Source organism: Pseudoalteromonas sp. NSLLW218 (assembly GCF_015864775.1).
GTDB lineage: Bacteria > Pseudomonadota > Gammaproteobacteria > Enterobacterales > Alteromonadaceae > Pseudoalteromonas.
This window is the reverse complement of the sequence record NZ_JADYWO010000015.1, coordinates 1-20,770: the sequence shown is the minus strand read 5'-3', so window position 1 is coordinate 20,770 and position 20,770 is coordinate 1. Positions and strand designations below refer to the sequence as shown.

General features: G+C 37.2%; 22 protein-coding genes and 1 pseudogene. 8 read left to right on the top strand and 15 right to left on the bottom strand.

The genetic code is table 11. The features are described 5' to 3' along the window. Positions 1-44: 44 nt before the first annotated feature. Positions 45-461 (top strand): VF530 family DNA-binding protein, encoded by a 417-nt coding sequence (locus tag I6E80_RS18690; RefSeq protein WP_024599091.1) that lies wholly within the window; start codon positions 45-47, stop codon positions 459-461. Positions 462-561: 100 nt separating this feature from the next. On the opposite strand, the gene I6E80_RS18685 is transcribed toward I6E80_RS18690, so the two are convergent. Further along, on the bottom strand, positions 562-993 hold the full coding sequence (locus I6E80_RS18685) for a DUF3859 domain-containing protein (RefSeq protein WP_197186188.1): 432 nt from the start codon (positions 991-993) through the stop codon (positions 562-564). Positions 994-1,198: 205 nt separating this feature from the next. Between I6E80_RS18685 and I6E80_RS18680 the strand changes: the two genes are divergently transcribed. Both I6E80_RS18680 and I6E80_RS18675 read left to right on the top strand, forming a co-directional pair. Next, positions 1,199-2,206: a YHYH protein gene (locus tag I6E80_RS18680; protein WP_197186187.1), complete on the top strand. Its 1,008-nt coding sequence runs from the start codon at positions 1,199-1,201 to the stop codon at positions 2,204-2,206. Positions 2,207-2,219: 13 nt separating this feature from the next. Then, positions 2,220-2,744: a hypothetical protein gene (locus tag I6E80_RS18675; RefSeq protein WP_197186186.1), complete on the top strand. Its 525-nt coding sequence runs from the start codon at positions 2,220-2,222 to the stop codon at positions 2,742-2,744. 113 nt (positions 2,745-2,857) lie between these two features. Here the strand turns inward: I6E80_RS18675 and I6E80_RS18670 are convergent, their stop codons facing one another. Continuing rightward, positions 2,858-4,675 (bottom strand): serine/threonine protein kinase, encoded by a 1,818-nt coding sequence (locus I6E80_RS18670; protein WP_197186185.1) that lies wholly within the window; start codon positions 4,673-4,675, stop codon positions 2,858-2,860. Positions 4,676-4,900: 225 nt separating this feature from the next. Here I6E80_RS18670 and I6E80_RS18665 point away from each other — a divergent pair, with 225 nt between their 5' ends. After that, complete coding sequence (locus tag I6E80_RS18665; RefSeq protein ID WP_197186184.1) at positions 4,901-6,916, top strand: TonB-dependent receptor; 2,016 nt, start codon at positions 4,901-4,903, stop codon at positions 6,914-6,916. Between the two features lie 114 nt (positions 6,917-7,030). Here I6E80_RS18665 and I6E80_RS18660 read toward each other — a convergent pair whose 3' ends face one another. Further along, the gene (locus I6E80_RS18660; RefSeq protein ID WP_197186183.1) at positions 7,031-7,477 is read right to left on the bottom strand and encodes a hypothetical protein; all 447 of its coding nucleotides are present in this window, start codon (positions 7,475-7,477) and stop codon (positions 7,031-7,033) included. 121 nt (positions 7,478-7,598) lie between these two features. After that, complete coding sequence (locus I6E80_RS18655) at positions 7,599-8,258, bottom strand: NADPH-dependent FMN reductase (RefSeq protein WP_182695970.1); 660 nt, start codon at positions 8,256-8,258, stop codon at positions 7,599-7,601. Between the two features lie 251 nt (positions 8,259-8,509). On the opposite strand from I6E80_RS18655, the gene I6E80_RS18650 reads away from it, so the two are divergent. Then, on the top strand, positions 8,510-9,556 hold the full coding sequence (locus tag I6E80_RS18650) for a YHYH protein (RefSeq protein ID WP_197186182.1): 1,047 nt from the start codon (positions 8,510-8,512) through the stop codon (positions 9,554-9,556). 12 nt (positions 9,557-9,568) lie between these two features. After that, the gene (locus tag I6E80_RS18645) at positions 9,569-9,889 is read left to right on the top strand and encodes a hypothetical protein (protein ID WP_197186181.1); all 321 of its coding nucleotides are present in this window, start codon (positions 9,569-9,571) and stop codon (positions 9,887-9,889) included. A 68-nt stretch (positions 9,890-9,957) separates the two neighbouring features. Here the strand turns inward: I6E80_RS18645 and I6E80_RS18640 are convergent, their stop codons facing one another. From I6E80_RS18640 to I6E80_RS18620, 5 genes are all read right to left on the bottom strand, one after another. Then, complete coding sequence (locus tag I6E80_RS18640) at positions 9,958-10,761, bottom strand: hypothetical protein (RefSeq protein WP_024599081.1); 804 nt, start codon at positions 10,759-10,761, stop codon at positions 9,958-9,960. 122 nt (positions 10,762-10,883) lie between these two features. Then, a complete protein-coding gene (locus tag I6E80_RS18635) occupies positions 10,884-11,327 on the bottom strand; it encodes a hypothetical protein (protein ID WP_197186180.1) in 444 nt (147 codons plus the stop codon). Positions 11,328-11,338: 11 nt separating this feature from the next. Further along, positions 11,339-11,575: a hypothetical protein gene (locus I6E80_RS18630; protein ID WP_170070932.1), complete on the bottom strand. Its 237-nt coding sequence runs from the start codon at positions 11,573-11,575 to the stop codon at positions 11,339-11,341. Positions 11,576-11,646: 71 nt separating this feature from the next. Continuing rightward, a complete protein-coding gene (locus tag I6E80_RS18625; protein ID WP_197186179.1) occupies positions 11,647-12,660 on the bottom strand; it encodes a DUF5924 family protein in 1,014 nt (337 codons plus the stop codon). A gap of 134 nt (positions 12,661-12,794) precedes the next feature. Continuing rightward, the gene (locus I6E80_RS18620; protein WP_197186178.1) at positions 12,795-13,544 is read right to left on the bottom strand and encodes a spermidine synthase; all 750 of its coding nucleotides are present in this window, start codon (positions 13,542-13,544) and stop codon (positions 12,795-12,797) included. 604 nt (positions 13,545-14,148) lie between these two features. Here I6E80_RS18620 and I6E80_RS18615 point away from each other — a divergent pair. Both I6E80_RS18615 and I6E80_RS18610 read left to right on the top strand, forming a co-directional pair. Continuing rightward, complete coding sequence (locus I6E80_RS18615) at positions 14,149-15,126, top strand: DUF1852 domain-containing protein (RefSeq protein WP_007582790.1); 978 nt, start codon at positions 14,149-14,151, stop codon at positions 15,124-15,126. Positions 15,127-15,204: 78 nt separating this feature from the next. Continuing rightward, entirely contained in the window at positions 15,205-16,239 is a 1,035-nt protein-coding gene (locus I6E80_RS18610) for a methionine synthase (RefSeq protein ID WP_197186177.1), read from the top strand. 116 nt (positions 16,240-16,355) lie between these two features. Here I6E80_RS18610 and I6E80_RS18605 read toward each other — a convergent pair whose 3' ends face one another. The 6 genes and pseudogenes from I6E80_RS18605 to I6E80_RS18580 form a co-directional block, all read right to left on the bottom strand. After that, a complete protein-coding gene (locus tag I6E80_RS18605; protein WP_197186176.1) occupies positions 16,356-16,778 on the bottom strand; it encodes a retropepsin-like aspartic protease in 423 nt (140 codons plus the stop codon). 113 nt (positions 16,779-16,891) lie between these two features. Further along, on the bottom strand, positions 16,892-17,095 hold the full coding sequence (locus I6E80_RS18600) for a hypothetical protein (protein ID WP_197186175.1): 204 nt from the start codon (positions 17,093-17,095) through the stop codon (positions 16,892-16,894). A gap of 110 nt (positions 17,096-17,205) precedes the next feature. Further along, positions 17,206-17,457, bottom strand: coding sequence for a hypothetical protein (locus I6E80_RS18595; RefSeq protein WP_197186174.1), 252 nt, complete (start codon positions 17,455-17,457; stop codon positions 17,206-17,208). Positions 17,458-17,492: 35 nt separating this feature from the next. Next, on the bottom strand, positions 17,493-17,975 hold the full coding sequence (locus I6E80_RS18590; RefSeq protein ID WP_024591717.1) for a hypothetical protein: 483 nt from the start codon (positions 17,973-17,975) through the stop codon (positions 17,493-17,495). 605 nt (positions 17,976-18,580) lie between these two features. Next, positions 18,581-19,738, bottom strand: coding sequence for a DUF547 domain-containing protein (locus I6E80_RS18585; protein WP_197186173.1), 1,158 nt, complete (start codon positions 19,736-19,738; stop codon positions 18,581-18,583). Positions 19,739-20,342: 604 nt separating this feature from the next. Next, a pseudogene (locus I6E80_RS18580) lies at positions 20,343-20,546 on the bottom strand (Mobile element protein); the annotation flags it as partial. Between the last annotated feature and the right edge of the window lie 224 nt (positions 20,547-20,770).

The following is a 20,770-nucleotide window of genomic DNA, read 5'->3' as shown; positions in this document are numbered from 1 at the left end:
TAAATTTATAATGCAATTTGTATTTTAATAACGAGGCAACACCTATGAGCAACCAAGAACTTTTCAGTAATAACCCACTGCAAGGCGTAAAATTAGAACAAGTGGTTGAAGAGCTGGTTGAACAATATGGGTGGGAACTCCTACACGCTTATTTACAACTTAACTGCTTTAAAAACAATCCTGATATAAAATCCGCAGTTAAATTTTTACGTAAAACACAATGGGCACAAGAAAAAGTAGATAACTTTTACCTTTATCGTCTTAAAAACTTACCTAAACCTGATGATGTTCAATACGAATTGCCGCCACGAGATCGTGTGATTCCAGCAGATCATAAACCTGGTGAGCCATGTGAACTTAGCTTTGTTGACGCTAAACGTATTATAGAAAAGAAAGAATCAAAGCAACGTGCTCGCGATCGCAAACAGCGTTCAAACTCGAGTAACCCTTGGGGTAACTAAAAACTTACTAATTTAAGGTCTAAGAGCTATTTATAAGTAGCTCTTCGACTATCTTCTCATTAACTTCAATTATATCCGCGCTACATACAATAAATAACAATCAATATCCCCGGTTTTTCCAAAAGTCTGTTTCAGTGCGCTCTGCCTCTAATGCCACGTTAAATGTCTTATCCGCAATAACTTTGCCATTAAGCTCAATCGTCATACGCCAGTCACCCAATTTATTTTCTATTGGCAGCCAAAGCGTATCGCCTAAGTAAAAGTTCCAATCGCTATTTTTAACGTATACATCGCCTTCAAATGGGTCCATTACATCGCCGTTACTATCTGGAATATCTGGATGGTAAATACAATAATGAAGCTTTTCGCCTTTACCTTTTTTAATATTTACGATTAAACCAAACTCAATATCTACCTCAGCTATTACATTTGTTGTAAATTGCTCTATTTGTGGCAACGCCTTACTTTCGCTATCCCACGTGGAGTAAATGCCGTGGCTTTGTAGCGTAACAACAGGTTTTATTTTAGCCATTAAGATAGCCTTTTATATTACTTAATTACTGTTAGTTTAACTTTTTGAAATTTTAAAATAAAACACAATCTAATAAAGTTAAATTTCAACTTAGCGCTAATAATCTGCCTATTTACATAATTGCTAATTTGTCATCATTGTTTACACACTATTTGCACAATTGCTGATTATTATTTGATTAACTTAATTGATCAGGTAGGCAGCAATGAAACAATACGAACTTAATAATAAAAATAGAAATAGGGTAAATGCTTTAAAGCTCACTTCTCTGTCTTTAATTGTTTCATCATTAATTGCATGCGGAGATGGAGAAGGCATAGCTATTGATAACTCAACAACTACAGATTCATCCCAAACCACCACAGATAATGGCACAGGTACGAGTAGCTCAACTCAGGGTGTACTTTGTGAATATAGCTACAGCGAATATAACGAATCTGAGTCCGTACAAGCCACCAGCGCAGCAGATTGGTCATGCACAGGAACTACACGTGACTTAGTAGCTAATGGCATACCCGATCATGAAGTAGGCACTTTTCCTAATGCCGACAACCCAAATACTATTTCTGAGCAATCTTTAAATGAAAGCTACACACTTGAGCCTATAGAAACAACACAAGCAACTATGCTTGGTGGTCCTCGTGGAATGATAGGCGTTGTACTTAACGGCATTAAAATAGACGCAGGCACAGGCGGGAGTTGCGATGATTCGGGCACCGATTGCGATTTGGGCGACAACAGCGGCAACTGGAACATTGAAGCCTTAAGCCAAGACACGTTTAGCTTTGGAACAGACGACAACAACGCACACGTGCAACCCGATGGTACATACCACTATCACGGTATGCCTGAAGGCTTTGTAACACTGCGTGGTGGCAATAGCACCACTATGACTCTAATAGGCTGGGCAGCAGACGGCTTTCCTATTTATGCACGTTACGGCTATTCGGACTCAAGTGATGCAACTTCAGCCCTAACCGCAATGACCGGTAGCTACCAACACGTAACAACCGTTAGCGCAAACCGCCCTTCTACCGATATATATCCCTTAGGTACATTTGGACAAGATTGGGAATACGTAGCAGGCTCTGGTGATCTAGATGAATGTAATGGCCGCGTTGGTGTAACACCTGAGTTTCCCGATGGGATATACCACTATTACGCAACAGACACTTACCCGTTTTTTCAACGCTGCGTTAAAGGCGAAGTTTAGTTAGGAGTAAGCTATGCCTTATATAAAATCACATCTGCTAAGTATGACTACCTTGGGTTTGTTGATTATGCCAAATTTAGCAAACGCACATTTAATGGTTGCAGAGCACGGCACGCTAAACTTTGTTGATAATAACGTGTTTATTGTACTTTCAATCCCTATGTCGGCTTTTAAAGGGGTTGATGAAAATAAAGATGGCAAAATATCAATAGTTGAGTTTAATGCTCACAAAAAACAAATAAGTAAGCGAGTTACAAAGAACGTTTATTTAGCGGATCATCAGTATAAATTTACTATTGACGGACTTTTGCTAAACCCAGAAGCGTCGCATACACATAAAAGCGACAATATAGACCAAGTAACCATTACTGGGCGCTACTCTATGCCCAGTAAATTAACCAAAGTTAACTTTAACGTTAAGCTATTTAGTAACAATGAGCACAAGCAGCATTATCAAATAACAGCGACTAATAAAACGCAAAAACTTACTCACAAATTTGAGCTATCACCAACGTCGCCCTTTAGTAAGGTGTTTTAATAATTAGTAGTACTTACCAAATAATTAAGTAGCAAAGAGTACAAGTTGAACAAACTTGTGCTCTTTTTTTATCTTTGTCTTTTCATTCAGCACTCTTAATTTAAGTGCTCTTTCTACAAAGGTACAAGCTTGGGGTTTTTAGGAAAGTAATGCTCTTCTTGCTGCTCACATAAACTAAACTCACGGGTATTTTTATATGGGAGTTTCATAAAGCCCGCAACACCAACGTCAGTAATATTTACCGCGTATTGCATGAGTTTATTAAGAAGGCGTTTAAACTCAACTTCTTTGGTCGAATCGAGTAATCGGTAGTAATGGTGAATTTTCATTCTGTCCGGCAGTGCTTCAAAAATAATACAGCCGGTATGATGAATTTGGTTAAGCTCAAATACGCACTTAATAACTTTTTTAGGTAGCTGTAGTTGCTCGTCAGGGTCTTTACCGTCTTCAAAGTATGAATGCGGGCGGGTTATGTCATTTGCTTTCATACTTACTACTTCGTATTCAAGCTCTGGTAAGCTATCAAACTTAAATGCCCCCGTGCCATCTCGCTCTAGTTGAATAGTTTTACGGGCATCAAACAAACAGCACTTAAATAACCCTTTTTGATTAATCGCTTGCGCAAGCATCACCGTGTTATTAATCGCATCACTAAACGCATCACCCAATGATTCATCATGCATAATTAAAGACGATTCAACAAACAGCGAATCATCCCTCCAATGAAAACTAAGTCCACCAACCACCGGATACTTAGCTAATCGGCTTATTGATGCTAAAAATGCTTTTTCGGTATCGCCTGTATCAAACAAAAACTCTTTGTAATAACGGTCAAGTTGCGCGTCGTTTATATCTAGTAGTTGTTGATTATGATCAGCCTGGCGTAAAAATTGTTTTCGTGAGCTATACACAACCGTATCTGGCTGCTCATCGCTACCATACCAAAAAGGAATATCTGCTTTTTTTTGTTTTTTAGCAAACTCAGGTAAATACGCTTTCGCCATAGTTGTAATGTTACGCATAAAGTAATCACCAGCACCATCACGTTGAGCTTTACTTTTAGAAAGCATACCGTCAATGACTTTAGCCAGCTCTTTTGGAAGCCCTAAGCTGCTTGCAGGGATAGCTTGTGCACCAAAGCGACATGACTGCGCCGACGCTAGCGCATACAACGTAGCGGCTACACCTTGTTCGTCAAATCGTGGGGATGATTGCTCCCCCGACATTTGCGCTTCACCAATAAAGTACACATCGCCCATACGCGCATTCGTTGTGCTTAAATCGCCCGACATTAAATCCATAAAATTACTCGCAACAGGATTACCATTACTATCTAACTGTGCATACACAGAGCTACCCCAATCGACTAACGACAGCGCATCAGTGCTTGCATCCCATACAAGGTTTGAAGGCTTTATATCGCCATGCACTATAGGTTGTGGGCTAATGCCATTTTTATGACTGCGTAAATCAACCAGTACATTACGAAGCCTAACCGCGAGCGCCATTATTTGCGCGGCACTAAAGCGCCCTGTTTTAAGCGATACTTTTTCAAGGTCCTCTCCAATGGCGCGTGCCATCATTAAAATCCCTTGTTTTTTAATACGTTCAAAAGCATAAAAGGTAGGCACTAACGGATTATCAATTTGCGAAAGCATATACGCTTCATCTTCTAAGCGGTCACGCACACTTTGGGCAAGAGTAATACGCGAAAACTTAAATACCCAAGGTAAGCCGTTATCGTCATCTCCTGCAAACACAAAACCAAAAGCACCCGAGCCAATCATTTCTACATTTTTGTACCCCAGCAGTGTTAACTGCTTAATACAAATGTTAAGCCACTGACGGTGCTTTTTAGCATCGCGGTGCGAAAGCAAATAAACAGATTGCTCTTCGTTAATGTAAAAATTGCGGATTTCTTTGGCTTTCAATACGGGCTCTCTGTCTTGTTAGTGTTATACAGTTATTTAAAGCACTCGATTATTAGTTTTATGTAATAAGATTACAATAGCGTGCGGCGTAGTTTTTAAGTTACCCATCTTTACTCACCCCTAAATAATTACAAATAACCAACAAATGTTGCATCCAATAAATTATCTAAGCCGTATTTAACATAGCTGCATTAATAACAAATACATTAGATAGGGATTTTAGTCATGAGAACATTAGCAATTTTAGCGCTAGGCACTTTGTATAGTGGTTATAGCTATGCAAACATAGAAAAATTAACCGTTTATGGTCACAGAGATGGGCTAATTGGTGAGTCAATCAGCGCATCTAGCGGTATTATTGGTCAAGGTGAAATTCAGCAGCGCCCAATGTTAAGAAGCGCCGAAATGTTAGAGTTAATCCCAGGTATGGCGGTCACTCAACATAGCGGCTCTGGTAAAGCTAATCAGTACTTTATTAGGGGGTTTAATTTAGATCACGGCACCGACTTTGCCACCAGCATAGATGGCATGCCAATTAATATGCGCAGCCATGGCCACGGACAAGGTTACACCGACCTAAACTTTATAATCCCTGAGTCTATTTCAACTATTAACTATCAAAAAGGCTCATATAGCGCAAGCCAAGGTGACTTTTCAACCGCTGGAAGTGCTCAATTTCAACTTGCTGATAACCTAAAACATCACCAAGTAGAACTCAGCATAGGAGAAGATAATTATAAACGCGCTGTTGTACTGGGATCTACTAACATTGCAAAAGGTAAGCTCATTGCAGCGGCAGAATGGCAAGGCTATGACGGCCCATGGGATGATATAAACGAAGATGTAAATAAAAAGAATGCCCTACTGCGCTATGTTGGTAAAGCTTTTGATGGTGACTTATCAATAAGTGCCATGGCATACGACAATACATGGAATTCAGCAGATCAAATTCCACAGCGTGCGATATCACAAAATTTAATTACTCAATTAGGCTCTCTTGACACCACACTTGGTGGCAGCTCTAGCCGTTATAGTTTATCTAGTAACTGGCAAGGTGAGCATATTAAAGCCAGCATTTATGCCATAAATTACGATTTAACTTTGTATTCTAACTTTAGTTATTTTTTAAATGATCCAATTAATGGCGATCAGTTTAATCAGCAAGATAGCCGAAATATCTATGGAACAGATATAAGCTACCAGTTTGAAACCAAAACATCAGATATAAACATACAACATACCGCAGGTATTGAGCTTCGCCACGACGTCATAGATAACGTAGGGCTTTATAACACTCAAGCAAGAGAGCGACTTAGTACGGTAAGGCAAGATGCTCTAAAGCAAACTAGCTACTCAAGCTTTTGGGAGTCTAAACTTTTACTTACTCCAAAACTTGAAGCAACCGTTGGCGTTAGGTACGACTATTTTGATACAAACGTGACTAGTATTACCGCCGTAAATTCAGGAAAAGCAAAGGATGATTTAGTAAGTTTTAAAGGGAGTTTAAATTACCGTTTTACAAATTTACTAGCTGCATATGCTAATTGGGGACAATCTTTTCATTCAAATGATGCGCGCGGATCTACTATTAATATTGACCCTATTACCGGTGAGCAAGCTGAGCAAGTTGACTTATTAGTTAAAAGTGAAGGCGCTGAAATAGGCGTCCGATTTGCTGATGAGCAAAAGTTTAATCTATCAGCTGCACTTTGGTGGCTAACACTCGACTCAGAGCTTTTATTTGTTGGCGATGCGGGTAACACAGAACCAAGTGATGCATCTGAGCGTTACGGATTAGAAATAAGCGCTTATTATTGGATTAACGACAGCTTTAGTATCGACGCAGAAGCATCGTTCACGCATTCACGTTTAGATATTAATGACAATAATGATTATATAGAAGGTGCTGTTCCGGTTGTTGCAAGTACAGGTTTAAATTGGCACTTAAGTGAGCAATGGCAGTCATCAGTTAGAGTTCGCCATATTGGCAAACGTACATTAACTAGCGATGGTGACGAGCGTTCGGAGCCTTTAACAGTAGTAAATAGCGCAATTAGCTATGAGCAGACTCACTGGAAAGTAAACTTTGAATTACTTAACTTATTTAATAGCACCGACCACGATATAGATTACTATTATGCATCGCGTTTACCTGGCGAATCAGCACAAGGCGTTGAAGATAACCACTTTCATCCAATAGAGCCAAGAACAGCGCGACTAACATTAAGCTTGTTATTTTAGTATTCATTGAGATTTACAGGGGTACTGTATATAAAAACAGTGCCACTGTAAAACATACCCTTAGCCAATAAGTATCTTAGTAATTAATCCGATGCCTCAACAAGCTGGCTGATGTTACTCAACAATGCGAAGTTGATTTATTGAATTAACAGCAACATGTGTTTGATAGTAATATTTATTGGTTTTTCTGCCTTTACTTAAAAAATCGATAGTTACCCGCTTCGCTTCACCTGTTACTTCAATTGCTTTACCAATAAAAAATGTGTCGGCTGATTGTCCGTATTTTTCTGTGAGTTTAGCAGCTACGTTTGAATCAATTGAAATTGTAATAGCACGTCGATCACGATAGTCAGCTTCGGTATTTAAAAATACGTCACCGTACTGAGAGCCTGCAGTTTTAATATAAAACTGAAATGTACCGCTAACACCTTGTGGCGCGCTCTGCTCCGAAAGAGCTATTAAATTCATATTAGCAATAGTGCCTTCGCCAAGCGCCGGTAAGTGTTGTACAGAGCTGCAAGCACTAAGTGTTAATACACTTAAAAGAGTAAGGTATTTCAAGATATAACATCCTTTTTTATAAGTAGATGTTAATAGTAACATTTATATATTTTAAGTTTCTATAAAAGAAACAAATTTAGCCCAGTTAAGGGCTAAATTAGTTATATTTTAAAAGTATTCGTTATGGGGCATTTCGCTGCGATGGATTTGATTTAAAGCTTTTTAGCATCTGCTCAGGATCTTCAACGCCACTCTGATTTTTAGCCGCTTGCGCCCACCAAACCAATTGCCCAAAAGTACGGTGAAAATAATTAAACCACGATGACTGCTCTTCACCAACTTGCACAGATCCATTATCATTAAATACTTCTTGCGCTTTTGGAACATGGATCATTGCAGATACAGGCAAACAGCCAAGCTCTGATAAAAACGAGCGCATACTAATTGCCGCTCTGAGTCCACCCCACTGCCCAGCAGAGTAAGTAACAATAGCACTGGGCTTATATGAAAATAGTGAGCTACCAAAGTGATTAAGTAAGTCAGCGAGAGCTGGGCTCATACTGTGATTATATTCAGGGCTAACCATTACATATCCATCAGCCGCTTTAATTTTATCAGCTAAAGTATTTAGCATTGAAGGCGCCTTACCCTGAGCATAGGCAAAATGCGGTTTAAAAACTTGCTCACTTGGGTAATCAAGTACATCTATAAGCTCAAACTCATGTTCGGAGAATTGCTCGTTTAAGCACTCCATGCAGGCTTTAGACACTCTCTCACCTAAGCGAGCAGGTTTTGGTGGCGTGCTGTTACGCACTGTCCCTAAAAACACTAAAAACTTCATATGTAATCCTCATATGTATTTGAATAACATCTAAACACTAACACTTTTAGCTAATGTGTATTACACATATCCGTTTTTTATTATTTTAAAACACTAATAATTAAATTTAAAACTGCGCTTTAGCAACCACACACTGTTAAAGGTTTTGTATCATGTGCTTATTTTGTCGTTCTCCATACTTTTTGCACATTTAGCCAGTAATATGCCACAGTATAAGTACACCAAAACCTATACTGAAAAGGATACAAGTAATGGGCTCAAATAATTACAGCGCGTTTGCAATCATTGTTACCGCAACAGTTTTAACTCTAAGTGGCTGCGACGACTCACCAACTAATAAAAATACTAAGCAAGTCAGTAGCTCCCTTAGTGAAGTACAAAAAACGAATCAAACAATAAATTTATCTATGTTTAAAAAAGGGGCCTTTTTATCTGAGCCTAACATTGTTGATTGCGAAACGGCGCAAGGAACTAAAACTAAGTGTTATGAGTTAATTACATCAGGCGCACCTGCAGGTAGAGAGCCGGGTCCATTTTGCCCGCGCACATCGACCGATGGCGCTGATGTAACTGGCAGTTGGTTTAGTAAAGAAGGTACTGGTGATTTAGTTGATTTAACAGGCCAATTTGTCCTAAAGCTTGATGAATACTACGGCGATGAAAAGTGGGTACTTTACGACACTAAAACAAATGAAATTAGATATACAGCTACAAAAGAGTCTTGCGCTGGTGCAGCTCGCCCTGATGTTGAAGAGCAATATAAACAAAATTGTATTGAGTGTGAACTTTCGTATTTAGAAGATAATTTTTCATTAACGTATTTAATTCCTGTTACACCTATTCCAGCATCTGATACTGGCCGATTAAGAACAGTAGGTATAGCACTAGACGGTACTGAGCTATCAGGGCCTGCTCCAATTAATGCAATTTTAGAGAGCTATACCATTGCGGCATTTGATGATTGTGGTGGCCATATAAATTTACACCAAGGTTATCACTATCACTCTACCACTGGTTGTACTGACTCAGCTGCTACAGAAGGTGGACATGCACCTCTTATAGGTTATGCAATAGACGGTTATGGTATTTATGCAATGCGTGATACAAGCGGTAAAGAAGAGTCACTTGATGAATGCCGAGGTAATACAGATGAAGTAAGGGGTTATCACTACCACGCAGCCAGTCCTAGTGAAAATATGTTTATAGGGTGCCTACATGGAGAATCAGTTAGGCCTGCAGGTGGACCACCGGGTGATCACAACGGTCCACCGCCAAGCCATGATCCTGAAAAGCATTAAAAAGGAGTTGTTATGTTTATAAAAAGTAGTTCTTTAAGCTTGTTTGGTATGGCTTTACTTGCAGCACCCACATTTTTAAATGCTCATTCAGGGCCGTTAAATGGTGTTGCAGTTAAAGCCTGCGCAGATAAAGTAAAATCTCAATCATGTAAATACGAAGGCGGCCATAACGATTTATATATTGGCAGCTGCCAATATATGGCTGATGATTTAATCTGTGTACGAAGCCAACCGATTCAAAAAATTGATAATGGAATTTCCGCCCCTATAAAAAGCCACACTCACGAAAAAGAAAAGAGTGATTTAAAAACCAACGTTAATAAAGCTATGTAAATTTAGGGCTAATTTTTATTGATAAACTCTTAATAAGCAGCACAACCATTTTATTGAGCTGCTAACTTTTAACGATATAGATAGCTCAGACCAATACCACTCCATAACACGTTTTTTAAAATTTGATCACCCACAAAACGCTCAGCGTTTTTATTAATTGCCATGGTGTAGCTAGTATATGCGTATACTTCAAGCTGCTTAATAACTTTATACGACACGTTAGCTGTAAGCTTAAGGTTGTTAATACCATTATGGCCATCACTTACATAGCCTGCATTAAACCCTAGCCCCGTTTGAAAATCGATATTAACAGCTTCATTTATCTCGTAGCCTTTGTTTATCGCAAGCTCTATAAATGTGCCTTGAGAATCAAACGAATAATATGCGCTGCTAGTGAGCTGAAATTTATTATCGTAAAAATACGAAAAATCTAAGCTAACCTCATTGTCGTGAGCATTAGAGGTATTTTCACGCGATCTTAAATGGTTGTAACCAATAAACATATCAACGGTATTAAATAACTGAGTTGCGTAAATAGCATTTAAGTTAAACTCGGTATAATCGCTATCAACACCCGTTGCAACCCACGGAATAATAGCTATTTCATTATAATTGAATTCAGTTGCGATTGAGGCAATACCTTTACCCGCTAAATTGTCACGGCCCTCACTTACATATCGGCCTTCCCAAAGTGGATGCACATGAAAATCAAAACCGTCATCAACATAAGCCGTACTTGCCTCATCTAGCTTAATATTTCCGCCAACACCTAATTCAGGCTCAAGTGCATGAACGTCTTGGGCCTGCACTTTAGCTAAAAGAGATGTACAAATAAGAGCTGCAAGCAAAGTACTCAATAACGTTTTATTCATTTATAGATACCTAAAGCCAAAATATATGCGCGTAAAAAATAGTCGAACATAGTATTTCGCAATATAAAAATAAGCTATCAGTATTTAATAATTTGAATTTAAAAAATCAGGAAATCTAGCATTCATACATTTTTTATTCGCCACAATTTAAGGGTACCAAATAAGTAAAATGACCCATAAATGCAGCAGATTATCGAGCTTATAATCCAAAATTGAATAGAATTCTGATGAACGATTTGGCTTGAAGTTAAAAAAGGAATGATTAAACCCGCAATACCTCGTATTAAATACACTGCGGTTATTAATACGAGCGCAGTTTTTAAAAGTGACAGTTTTAAAATGACGCCCGCACCAGAGAGCGCATAAAAGCCCCAAATAGCAATAATAACTGAAATAGTTAAAGTTACATAAGTAGGATACATACTGCCCTGCTCTGTCATTTGAGCCATTTGCTCACCAGCACCCAAAAGGCGATACCAGTCAGGCCCTCCAAAAACACAGGCTACATGTAAAAGTGATGCTATAAAGCTTAAAATGCCTGCTGTAAATAACGTATTGTTATTCATGTAACTATAATTTAATGACTCATGTAGGCAACAAAGCCAATTAATAGCACGTAAAAGCTAAACCCGAGCACACAAATTAAATAAACATTTTTAGCTTTATTCGCCTTAAACGATACGTAATCGGTAATATCGCTTTTAAACTTACCAAAGGTAACTATTTTTAAAATAGTACAACCTGTTGAGTAAATTAAAAAACCTAAAATAGTCTCTACCATTAACCAAATAAACAGATCAAATGCAAAACTCATAACGTTCATCCAATAAACACTGTAAAAATAGCCTATCAAATATTTATTCGATTACAAACTTATTACTATCATTAAGGTGTAACAGTAAATTTCGTTAAACCTATTAACTGACCTGATTCGGTGACTACTTTTACTTGCCACTTACCAACAGAGTCTTTAGGAAAGTTTACTTTGTGTGTCCACGCTCTATAACCTAGTTCTCTCCCACCGTTTATATTTAACGTGATCCGATCAACTTCTTTTTTATTATGAAGCCACACATGAAATATTTTTTCGTTTAAGCCTCTTGGTGCTTTAACAGCAGTCCAACTATATAAACCTTGATGGTGCAGCGTATAAGAATCTAACTGTTTAATACTCCCTACTGGCTTTTTATGCTGTAAATCAACTTCATGAGCTAACGTAATATCGGTTAATCGCAGCGCTGCAGGAGGCACATAGCTTCTTAATTGCCACACTGCTGTGCTTAAAGCACATAAAATCAATACAAGAATAGGAAAACGCCACCAGCGAGCATTAGGCATTAAATTGTTTAAACTCGGAAGAGTAACCACGACAGCAGTTACAAGTGCGGCAGCTAAACTTTGGCTCGTTGTAAGGTTTAACAAAATAGGTAACGTAACAAGCAAAACAACAAATAAAGCAAAGTTATGAAACACGCTAAATAGCGTGCGGTTTCTAGCAAGTTTTTTATAATAAAAGGGATCGATAACCGATATAACTGCACACAAAGCAATAAGGGAAGTAAAAATTGCTTGAGGATGATCCCACTGCGTAACCGCTAAAAAAAATGGCAACGCAAAAAATAGGCTTTCTTGCTGCACCATTTGTAACGCAAAACGCATTACATTAGGCGATACCGCTACACCAAACTTTTCTTCTACTTTATCACGCAGCCAATTATCAATAATTAACCACAACCAACTAATAAGTAAAAATATTGCAATAAATTGCGAAAAAGACTCTTTTCTGTCTACAAGTACAAAGCTAGCAACGCCCGACAAAAATGCCAACACAGCCAATAATCCAGGCCGCTTTTGCATCGCGCTTATAAATTTAGCGATTATATTTTTACAGTAATCCATGTATGAGTGTTTCCGTACGGGTACGTACTTTATTATTTTTATTCAGAGTACGATTAGTTTAACCAAGTTTAAATGAACAACAGATAGATGGATGGATTCAAACGCGCCATTTAACAGTACATCAAACTAACCATTTAATTAAATAAAAGCCCGGCATAGCGCGTCATTGGTACGTTTATTAATTTTTTTAACGCGTGTGCTTTAGCAAGTAATTCATCTTCACTAAGTGCAGGCATTTTATTGTTAAAAGCGAACACAATTTTATTACCGCCTTCAATAATAAAACTAAGAATCTTTCCTGCAAATTCTTTCTCAAGTAGTTGATCAAACACTTCCCTTTGCCCAATTTTGGTATGGCAAATATTAAGTACTAAAACACCATCAAAAGTGAGCGCATTTTTACAATTACGTAAGTAGGATGATTGCACCTGATCTGACTCCATCCCATCTGAGCTATATAAATCAGAAAAAATAACGTCTGTTTTTATCTGCGTTTTTTTCATGTAGTTTGCCGCATCATCAATATGAATAAACAAACGTTCTGATATCGGGACTTCAAAATATTTTATAGCCATATCAGCAACGGCTTTACGATATTCAACGGTATGTATAGTCAGCGCGGGAAACGCATGATAAAGACTTTTTGCGATAGAGCCCGCCCCAAGTCCCATTATCATCGCGGTTTTTAAATGCGGAATAAAAAAAAGCGCAGCCATCATAGCTTGCGTATAAGCTAAGCTTAACCCGTTAATATTATTTAATTTAATACAGCTTTGATAAATTTTTCCGTCAAAGCTGAGAATAAGATTCTTTTTTGTTTGATATACATAAACAGGGCCATGCTCATCAATAGTTGATGCAATACAAGTGCCTTTGATATCCACGAATACTCAATAGGTGAGGTGATGAAAAACGAGTATAACTTACTTAACGTACTGCCATGGCTATTATATAGCCTTTTATTAATTCACAGGCATTTATATACGTACTCAGAAAAGTCGGTTTATCTTTTGAGATTAGATTAGCTAAGGTATCTACTTATATAGCTAGCTGGAACTTACCCGTGACGACATTTATTATAAACAGCGATGCAATATGCTAAAAACCAACTAATACACTGATATAGCTACAAAAAAACTCTTTGAATATTCCTCATGTTTAACATGAATAAAGTACACACTAACGAAAAGGAAGTCTAAACGGCTAAACATCCATCCTTTATTTTTATCAATTTATGCCTTTTTTTCGTCAATTACTACGTAATCGCATCTAACAATAATGTGTAATGAATATGACTCATGTTTTATGTGAAATTAAACCGTTTTTCTTCATATGCCAATCCACGTATAAATTACTCATCCCTTAGCGCTAAACACTATTACTAACAACTTAAAGCCGCTGAATAACAAAACCAGCGAAGTAAGTTGCAAGGCTAATAAAGCGCAGAGCATCAATCAGGTTTAAATTATAAAATTGGATATAAACACGATGAAAAAAGATTTTACATTTAATATTAAGAGCGTTTCACTCGACGAAAATTATCATCCATCAACTAATACGCGTATCACAACCAACTTTGCTAATTTAGCCAGAGGTGAATACCGCAAAGCAAACTTGCGTAACGCCTTAAACATGATTAACAACCGTTTTAATGCCCTAGCCCACTGGGATAACACCAAAGGTGAGCGTTATGCTGTTGAGCTTGAAATTGTCTCTGTTGAGATAGGTATTGAAGACGGCGGCGAAAGCTTCCCATCAATCGAAATATTAAAAACAAATATTGTTGATCATAAAACTAATAAGCGCATTGAAGGCATTGTAGGAAACAACTTTTCATCGTATGTGCGCGACTACGACTTTAGCGTACTCCTACAAGAGCACAATAAAGGCAAGCCTCAATTTAGTATTCCTGATGACTTTGGGGTTTTACATGGCAAGCTATTTCAGTCATTCGTAAATTCGGATACATACAAACAAAACTTTAAAAAACCACCGGTTATATGCCTAAGTGTGTCAGATAACAAAACCTACAACCGCACTGAAAACCAACACCCGGTACTTGGCGTTGAATACGAACCAAATGAATCGTCTTTAACTGAGCAATACTTCAAAAAAATGGGCTTACAGGTACGTTATTTTATGCCACCAAATAGTGCCGCGCCTTTAGCATTGTTTTTCTTTGGCGATTTACTTAATGATTACAGCAATCTTGAGCTTATAAGCACCATTAGTACGATGGAAACATTTCAAAAAATCTACAGACCAGAGATTTATAATGCCAACGCAACAGCGGGTAAATCATATAAACCAAACTTAAAAAACTTGGATCACTCACTAACGCAAATTGTGTATGACCGAGAAGAGCGCGGCAAGTTAGCGAATGAGCAAGGCAAGTTTGCACAAGAGCATTTTATCAAGCCGTACCAAACGGTTCTTGAGCAATTCTCTACTCGCTATCTGTCATAACAACTAATAGTAACAACCAGTAATAACGCGCTTAACGCTACGTTTAATAATTAACTAAAATATACGGCATTATTTATTATGAAAAAATTACTACCTACATCTACCGCTGGCAGTTTACCTAAGCCTTTATGGCTTGCAGAGCCAGAAACACTTTGGTCACCTTGGAAATTACAAGGTGATGAATTAACTCAAGGCAAACACGACGCCCTACGCTTGTCATTATTCGACCAGCAACAAGCAGGCATTGATATTGTTAGCGATGGCGAGCAAACAAGGCAGCATTTTGTAACTACATTTATAGAGCACCTAAATGGCGTTGATTTTGAAAAGCGCAAAACAGTAAAAATTCGTGACCGATACGACGCAAGTGTACCTACCGTTGTGGGCCCTGTTAGCCGCCAAAAGTCAGTGTTTGTTGAAGACGCCAAGTTTTTACGCAAGCAAACCAAGCAACCAATAAAATGGGCATTGCCAGGCCCAATGACAATGATTGACACGCTTTACGATGACCATTATAAAAGCCGCGAAAAACTAGCGTGGGAATTTGCCATAATTCTAAATCAAGAAGCAAAAGAGTTAGAAGCCGCAGGCGTTGATATTATTCAATTTGACGAGCCCGCGTTTAATGTATTTTTTGATGAAGTAAACGCCTGGGGAATTGCCTGTTTAGAGCGCGCAATTGAAGGGCTCAAATGCGAAACCGCCGTGCATATTTGCTATGGCTACGGCATTAAAGCCAATACAGATTGGAAAAAAACACTAGGAAGCGAATGGCGCCAGTACGAAGAAGCATTCCCTAAGCTTCAGCAATCTAATATCGATATTATCTCATTAGAGTGCCATAACTCACATGTACCAATGGATTTACTAGAACTCATTCGCGGTAAAAAAGTAATGGTAGGCGCTATTGATGTAGCAAATCATACTATCGAAACGCCAGAGGAAGTAGCTAATACGCTACGTAAAGCACTGCAATTTGTAGATGCCGACAAACTCTACCCATGTACAAACTGCGGTATGGCTCCACTACCTCACCATATAGCTAACGGCAAATTAAATGCCTTGAGCGCTGGGGCTGAAATTATAAGAAAAGAATTACTAAAAGAGAATTAGAAAAGTAGCTATAAAATACAGATTGTAAACAATAACAGCTGTCGCACCATGCCATAGTAAAATCCATAAACATGGTGCGTTAGTTAAAATCTACTAACAAAATTTAGGTTAGATATTTAATTTTTTTTATTAAAAAGCTCTAACCTATTTTTTGAAAAATCGATAACTGCTTGGTATTGAGTAAAAAAGGGAGAGCCTAACAAACCATGTACTCCCTTTTCACCACCCGCTACCTGAACATGGTCAAGATTAAGTGACACAAAGTCAGGACTTTCAAACAAGGCATTTCCAAACTCTATTGAATGAACTTCTATATCACCCATAGCGTGATCCGAAGTGCCCAAGCCTGCTGCATTCTCAACATTGAGTGTTTCTTCAATGCTTAACTCACTTAGGCATCCCCTGTCTAAAACTGACGTTCCAGCGCCAGTATCTAAAATAAAACGTAACAATTTACCGTTAATTTTAGCTTCAACAATTTGGTGGCCTGTTTCTGATATTTCAAACTCAATTACGGTTTTGTCTTCAAATATATTCATATACGTTCCTTGTTATAAAGTTTTTAAATATTACTTACTATTTTCAGCTTCCCACAATTAATAGCCTATTTTACTAGTCGCCCACCTCAGGGCATTTTGTTATATGGCTATTTTCAATCTAGCCAACATTTTTCAAACACTACTTGGTTTGAATTAGAAACAATTAACTTATGAACAAAACTCAAGTCATCCAAGGGAGCAGGATTATTGCCTACCATGTCAGTAACGCTTGATGAATTTACCCAATTACCATTAATACTAACTGACGCCTCATTTTTTAATAGTAATCCCTCGAATAGCCCTTGATATCCAGCCATAACATGAATAGCTTTACTCAACTCTCGTCCTTGCAAGCCATCTGTTGCAATTAAGAGGTTTGAGTGGTCTATAAGTTTTTTTTTGGCAATTTAGATAAGCTTTAAAGTATCTAAGCTTTAGCGTCTTTTAAATATGCCTTATGGTTTGCCATATTATTTTTAACAAAGTCTATCGCTTTTGATACAGGTAAAATTACCTTTGAATAATTAGTTTTGTAGAAAATGGCTGGAAGCTCATAAGATTCGGGATGCACTAATTCAGATTCCCATTTAACTGGATATTGGGTTGACTCACAAGGATCAGATTCTGCTTTCACAAAACCAGAAACTAAAAAAACCGCTAAAACTAAAATTTTCTGCATACTTTCCCTAGCTATAGTCCTGCTTAGTTGGCTTGTTATGTAACCTTTATACCACTTTCCTCAAAAAACTTTTCTAATTTACTTTTATTAATGTTTGATAGAAAAGCAAAAGATCTAAAGGTAATACCGACTTTAGATTTAAAGTCTATTAGGTGACCCAGCGGACCAAGATTATAGGAGCGTATTTCTTGAAGTGAATCAAGTGCAATGTCATCTTTAAAAAAGCCATAACCGTAAAAGTACAACCTATTTTGATGAATTTGAAAAACAGGCTTACTTAAAGCTCTAATAGACCAAACCCAAAGGATAAAACCAACACCAAATAAAATAATCAAAGTAAAATCTAAACGATAGTTAAGCAAGCTAAGTAATAATTCATCATCACTCCTATTACGAGCCTCTAAGAAATAAACACCTAAAAAGGTTCCTATCGGAACTCCAGGTATTACCCAGATGTACATCAAGAATGCTTTCCACATTGGATAATGTTCTGTGGACGAGTTTCTCCAGAATTTCACGATTCTTCCTTGGTTACATAACGAGCCTGTAGATTAACTCGTTTTTAAATTTGTTTTTATTGATAAACAAACCATAGCTGAGTTCCTATTTTGGTTCAATTGATTACTGTATTTTTACGCACAATATTGAAGTCTTTGATATTGTTTTAATTGGCGTTTTGGAAGGGATTACGGGTGTTTGAGTGGCTTTTATTTAGGGTAAAAGGGCTTACCCTTCTTAATGCATCGTGTTTTGCAGCTTTTCTATATTATGAACAAGGCAATACAGTTGCCACACAATAAAGTAAAGGCATTCACTTTCATTTGACCTCGTAAGGTCAATTTATTCATCCTTTTATTCACTGTAATGTTCCGCTTTTTATTTAAAAGAAAGCCGGTTCGATACAGCTGAGTCGTTTGCCATTCTTTAATAAACAGCTATTGTCGTCCGATTGAGCTGTCTATTTTTTCTTCCCTTTTGTCTACATAGTTAAGCTTTTTACGTGATTCATTATTTATAACAATGCACTCTTCATACTGTTTTTATTGGCCTTTTTCGTAATAGTTAGGATGGGTGTCATCCTAATTTTGCTCATCATACTGAGCTACTGTTCATATTGTAAATTTTAGTTTTCATCTTGTAATTCTAGGTCTGTTATCGTTACGGATGTCTCACCGTAATTCTTAGCTCTTACTTTCATTAACTCCTTTAACCTGGTTATTTCTCTAGGTGAAAGTCTGAACTTTCCACCTGTGTTCGCGTCTTTAGTGACTTTATCGGTCAATGCATAATTTCTTGATATTCCTATTGATGCTGCTGAGTTAGTAGACATGCCCCCACCAAAGACTCTTTTACTTCCAAATAGATCAGCAATTGCCCAATTACTTACAATGGGTTCAATTTTATCCGACTTATTTATTATTTCTTGGGTTGTTTTATCAGCAAATTGCAACAGATGAACTTTGAGGTCATTGCTAAAATTAGGAAAATAATCAGCATTTCTCGCATAATAACTAGAGACCTCTAAACTATTTAGAGAATCAATTTTTGTACCTCTATTCGAATTGACAAAATCTGTTGCATTATTTTTTAATAACTTATATACATTTTCACCTGAAAAGGCTTTTTTATTGATATTTGGGCTGCCGATATACCCTTGATATAATCCATAAATAATTAAAGGTTCTTTACTATAGTTTTTATCTAAAATCCCATACTGTATGTCACTGAGACTCAACTGAAGACTACCAATATTTACTAGCTTTTTATCCAATAGTGAGTCAGGACCAGTTAATATTTTTTCTAAACTAACTATTGGATACCGCTTAACAATTTCGTTAATTAAAGTAATGTTATAAAGATTAAGCCAATAGGCCAATTGCTCTTGTTTTGAATATAAATTAAGGTTGTTTTTCTCGGGCAATGATTCTAAATATTTTTTAACATCATTGACTAAACTTTTTTGTTTAGGGGATTTTATCAACTCATATGTGAATCTGTTACTTTCATTATGGGTAGCACTGGGAAAAACATTTCTTAACTTAGTACCTATCGGAGGTTCGTCAAGTTTAGCATTTTTTCTTCTGGATGGACCCATATCAAGAACATTCGATTCTAATAATATATCCACAGGTTCAAAGTTTATTGTTAACTTAGATTTAGGTGAATAAACGCTAAATTGAGGGTAGGCTTTATCTTCAGCGAGAAGATATTTTGGGGCACTTAAAAGCAATAACAAACAGCTAAACTTGATCAATAAACTAACTAATTTAAATAAACTCATAAAAAATCCTTATTTTGAGTAGAATAGCCCATATTCTTCATGAGCAACATAACGAGCCTTTAGATTAACTCGTTTTTTATTTATTTTTATTGATAAACAAACCATAGCTGAGTTCCTATTTTGGTTCAATTGATTACTGTATTTTTACGCAAAATATAGAAGTGATTGATATTGTTTTAATTGACGTTTTAGAAGGGGTTGCGGCTGGTTGAGTAGCTTTAATTTAGGGTAAAAGGGCTTACCCTTCTTAATGCATCGTGTTTTGCAACTTTTCTATTTTATGAACAAGGCAATACAGTTGCCACACAATAAAGTAAAGGCATTCGTTTTCATCTGACCTCGTAAGGTCAGTTTGTTCACCCCTTTATTCACTGTAATGTTCCGCTTTTTATTTAAAGGAAAGCCGGTTCGATACAGCCGAGTCGTTTGCCATTCTTTAATAAACAGCTATTGTCGTCCGATTGAGCTGTCTATTTTTTCTTTTATTTTGTCTACATAATTAAGCTTTTTGCGTGATTCATTATTTATAACAATGCACTTTTCATACTGTTTTTATTGGCCTTTTTCGTAATAGTTAGGATGGGTGTCATCCTAATTTTGTCCTCATTACGGCATAAGCACATACATCAATACAAAATACTTTAGCTAATTCAAGCAGCTTATCTTCCCCCCCCCCTCATCGATGCTCATAAGATTGACCTGTAAAGTGATCATCACCACACAAAAAAGCACGACGCACGCAACGTGAAATACAATGGTAGTATTTTGTATCAACAAAACTTATTTGACGTTTTCTCGCGATTGCCATAAGACACTCTGCTTGTTTTTTAGACTAAATAAAACGTAGTCCTTAATTTAAAAAAGAGCAAAATTTAGGATGGGTGTCACTGTTATTCATTCGAGTTCTAAATGAGGCGCTACCTCGACTCCAAAATAATTTCGCGTGTTAGAGCATTCTTCTTGTTAACGAGCTTTTCGCTCTTGTGACTATACTGTGTCGTCTAACATGTTGTTAATTTAGCTAAAGCTGAT

Bases quoted from the DNA above. Each gene is read 5' to 3' on its own strand.
- I6E80_RS18690 (WP_024599091.1), top strand. From the start codon at position 45: ATGAGCAACCAAGAACTTTTCAGTAATAACCCACTGCAAGGCGTAAAA.
- I6E80_RS18685 (WP_197186188.1), bottom strand. From the start codon at position 993: ATGGCTAAAATAAAACCTGTTGTTACGCTACAAAGCCACGGCATTTAC.
- I6E80_RS18680 (WP_197186187.1), top strand. From the start codon at position 1,199: ATGAAACAATACGAACTTAATAATAAAAATAGAAATAGGGTAAATGCT.
- I6E80_RS18675 (WP_197186186.1), top strand. From the start codon at position 2,220: ATGCCTTATATAAAATCACATCTGCTAAGTATGACTACCTTGGGTTTG.
- I6E80_RS18665 (WP_197186184.1), top strand. From the start codon at position 4,901: ATGAGAACATTAGCAATTTTAGCGCTAGGCACTTTGTATAGTGGTTAT.
- I6E80_RS18655 (WP_182695970.1), bottom strand. From the start codon at position 8,258: ATGAAGTTTTTAGTGTTTTTAGGGACAGTGCGTAACAGCACGCCACCA.
- I6E80_RS18650 (WP_197186182.1), top strand. From the start codon at position 8,510: ATGGGCTCAAATAATTACAGCGCGTTTGCAATCATTGTTACCGCAACA.
- I6E80_RS18645 (WP_197186181.1), top strand. From the start codon at position 9,569: ATGTTTATAAAAAGTAGTTCTTTAAGCTTGTTTGGTATGGCTTTACTT.
- I6E80_RS18640 (WP_024599081.1), bottom strand. From the start codon at position 10,761: ATGAATAAAACGTTATTGAGTACTTTGCTTGCAGCTCTTATTTGTACA.
- I6E80_RS18635 (WP_197186180.1), bottom strand. From the start codon at position 11,327: ATGAATAACAATACGTTATTTACAGCAGGCATTTTAAGCTTTATAGCA.
- I6E80_RS18630 (WP_170070932.1), bottom strand. From the start codon at position 11,575: ATGAGTTTTGCATTTGATCTGTTTATTTGGTTAATGGTAGAGACTATT.
- I6E80_RS18625 (WP_197186179.1), bottom strand. From the start codon at position 12,660: ATGGATTACTGTAAAAATATAATCGCTAAATTTATAAGCGCGATGCAA.
- I6E80_RS18615 (WP_007582790.1), top strand. From the start codon at position 14,149: ATGAAAAAAGATTTTACATTTAATATTAAGAGCGTTTCACTCGACGAA.
- I6E80_RS18610 (WP_197186177.1), top strand. From the start codon at position 15,205: ATGAAAAAATTACTACCTACATCTACCGCTGGCAGTTTACCTAAGCCT.
- I6E80_RS18605 (WP_197186176.1), bottom strand. From the start codon at position 16,778: ATGAATATATTTGAAGACAAAACCGTAATTGAGTTTGAAATATCAGAA.
- I6E80_RS18600 (WP_197186175.1), bottom strand. From the start codon at position 17,095: ATGGCTGGATATCAAGGGCTATTCGAGGGATTACTATTAAAAAATGAG.
- I6E80_RS18595 (WP_197186174.1), bottom strand. From the start codon at position 17,457: ATGCAGAAAATTTTAGTTTTAGCGGTTTTTTTAGTTTCTGGTTTTGTG.
- I6E80_RS18585 (WP_197186173.1), bottom strand. From the start codon at position 19,738: ATGAGTTTATTTAAATTAGTTAGTTTATTGATCAAGTTTAGCTGTTTG.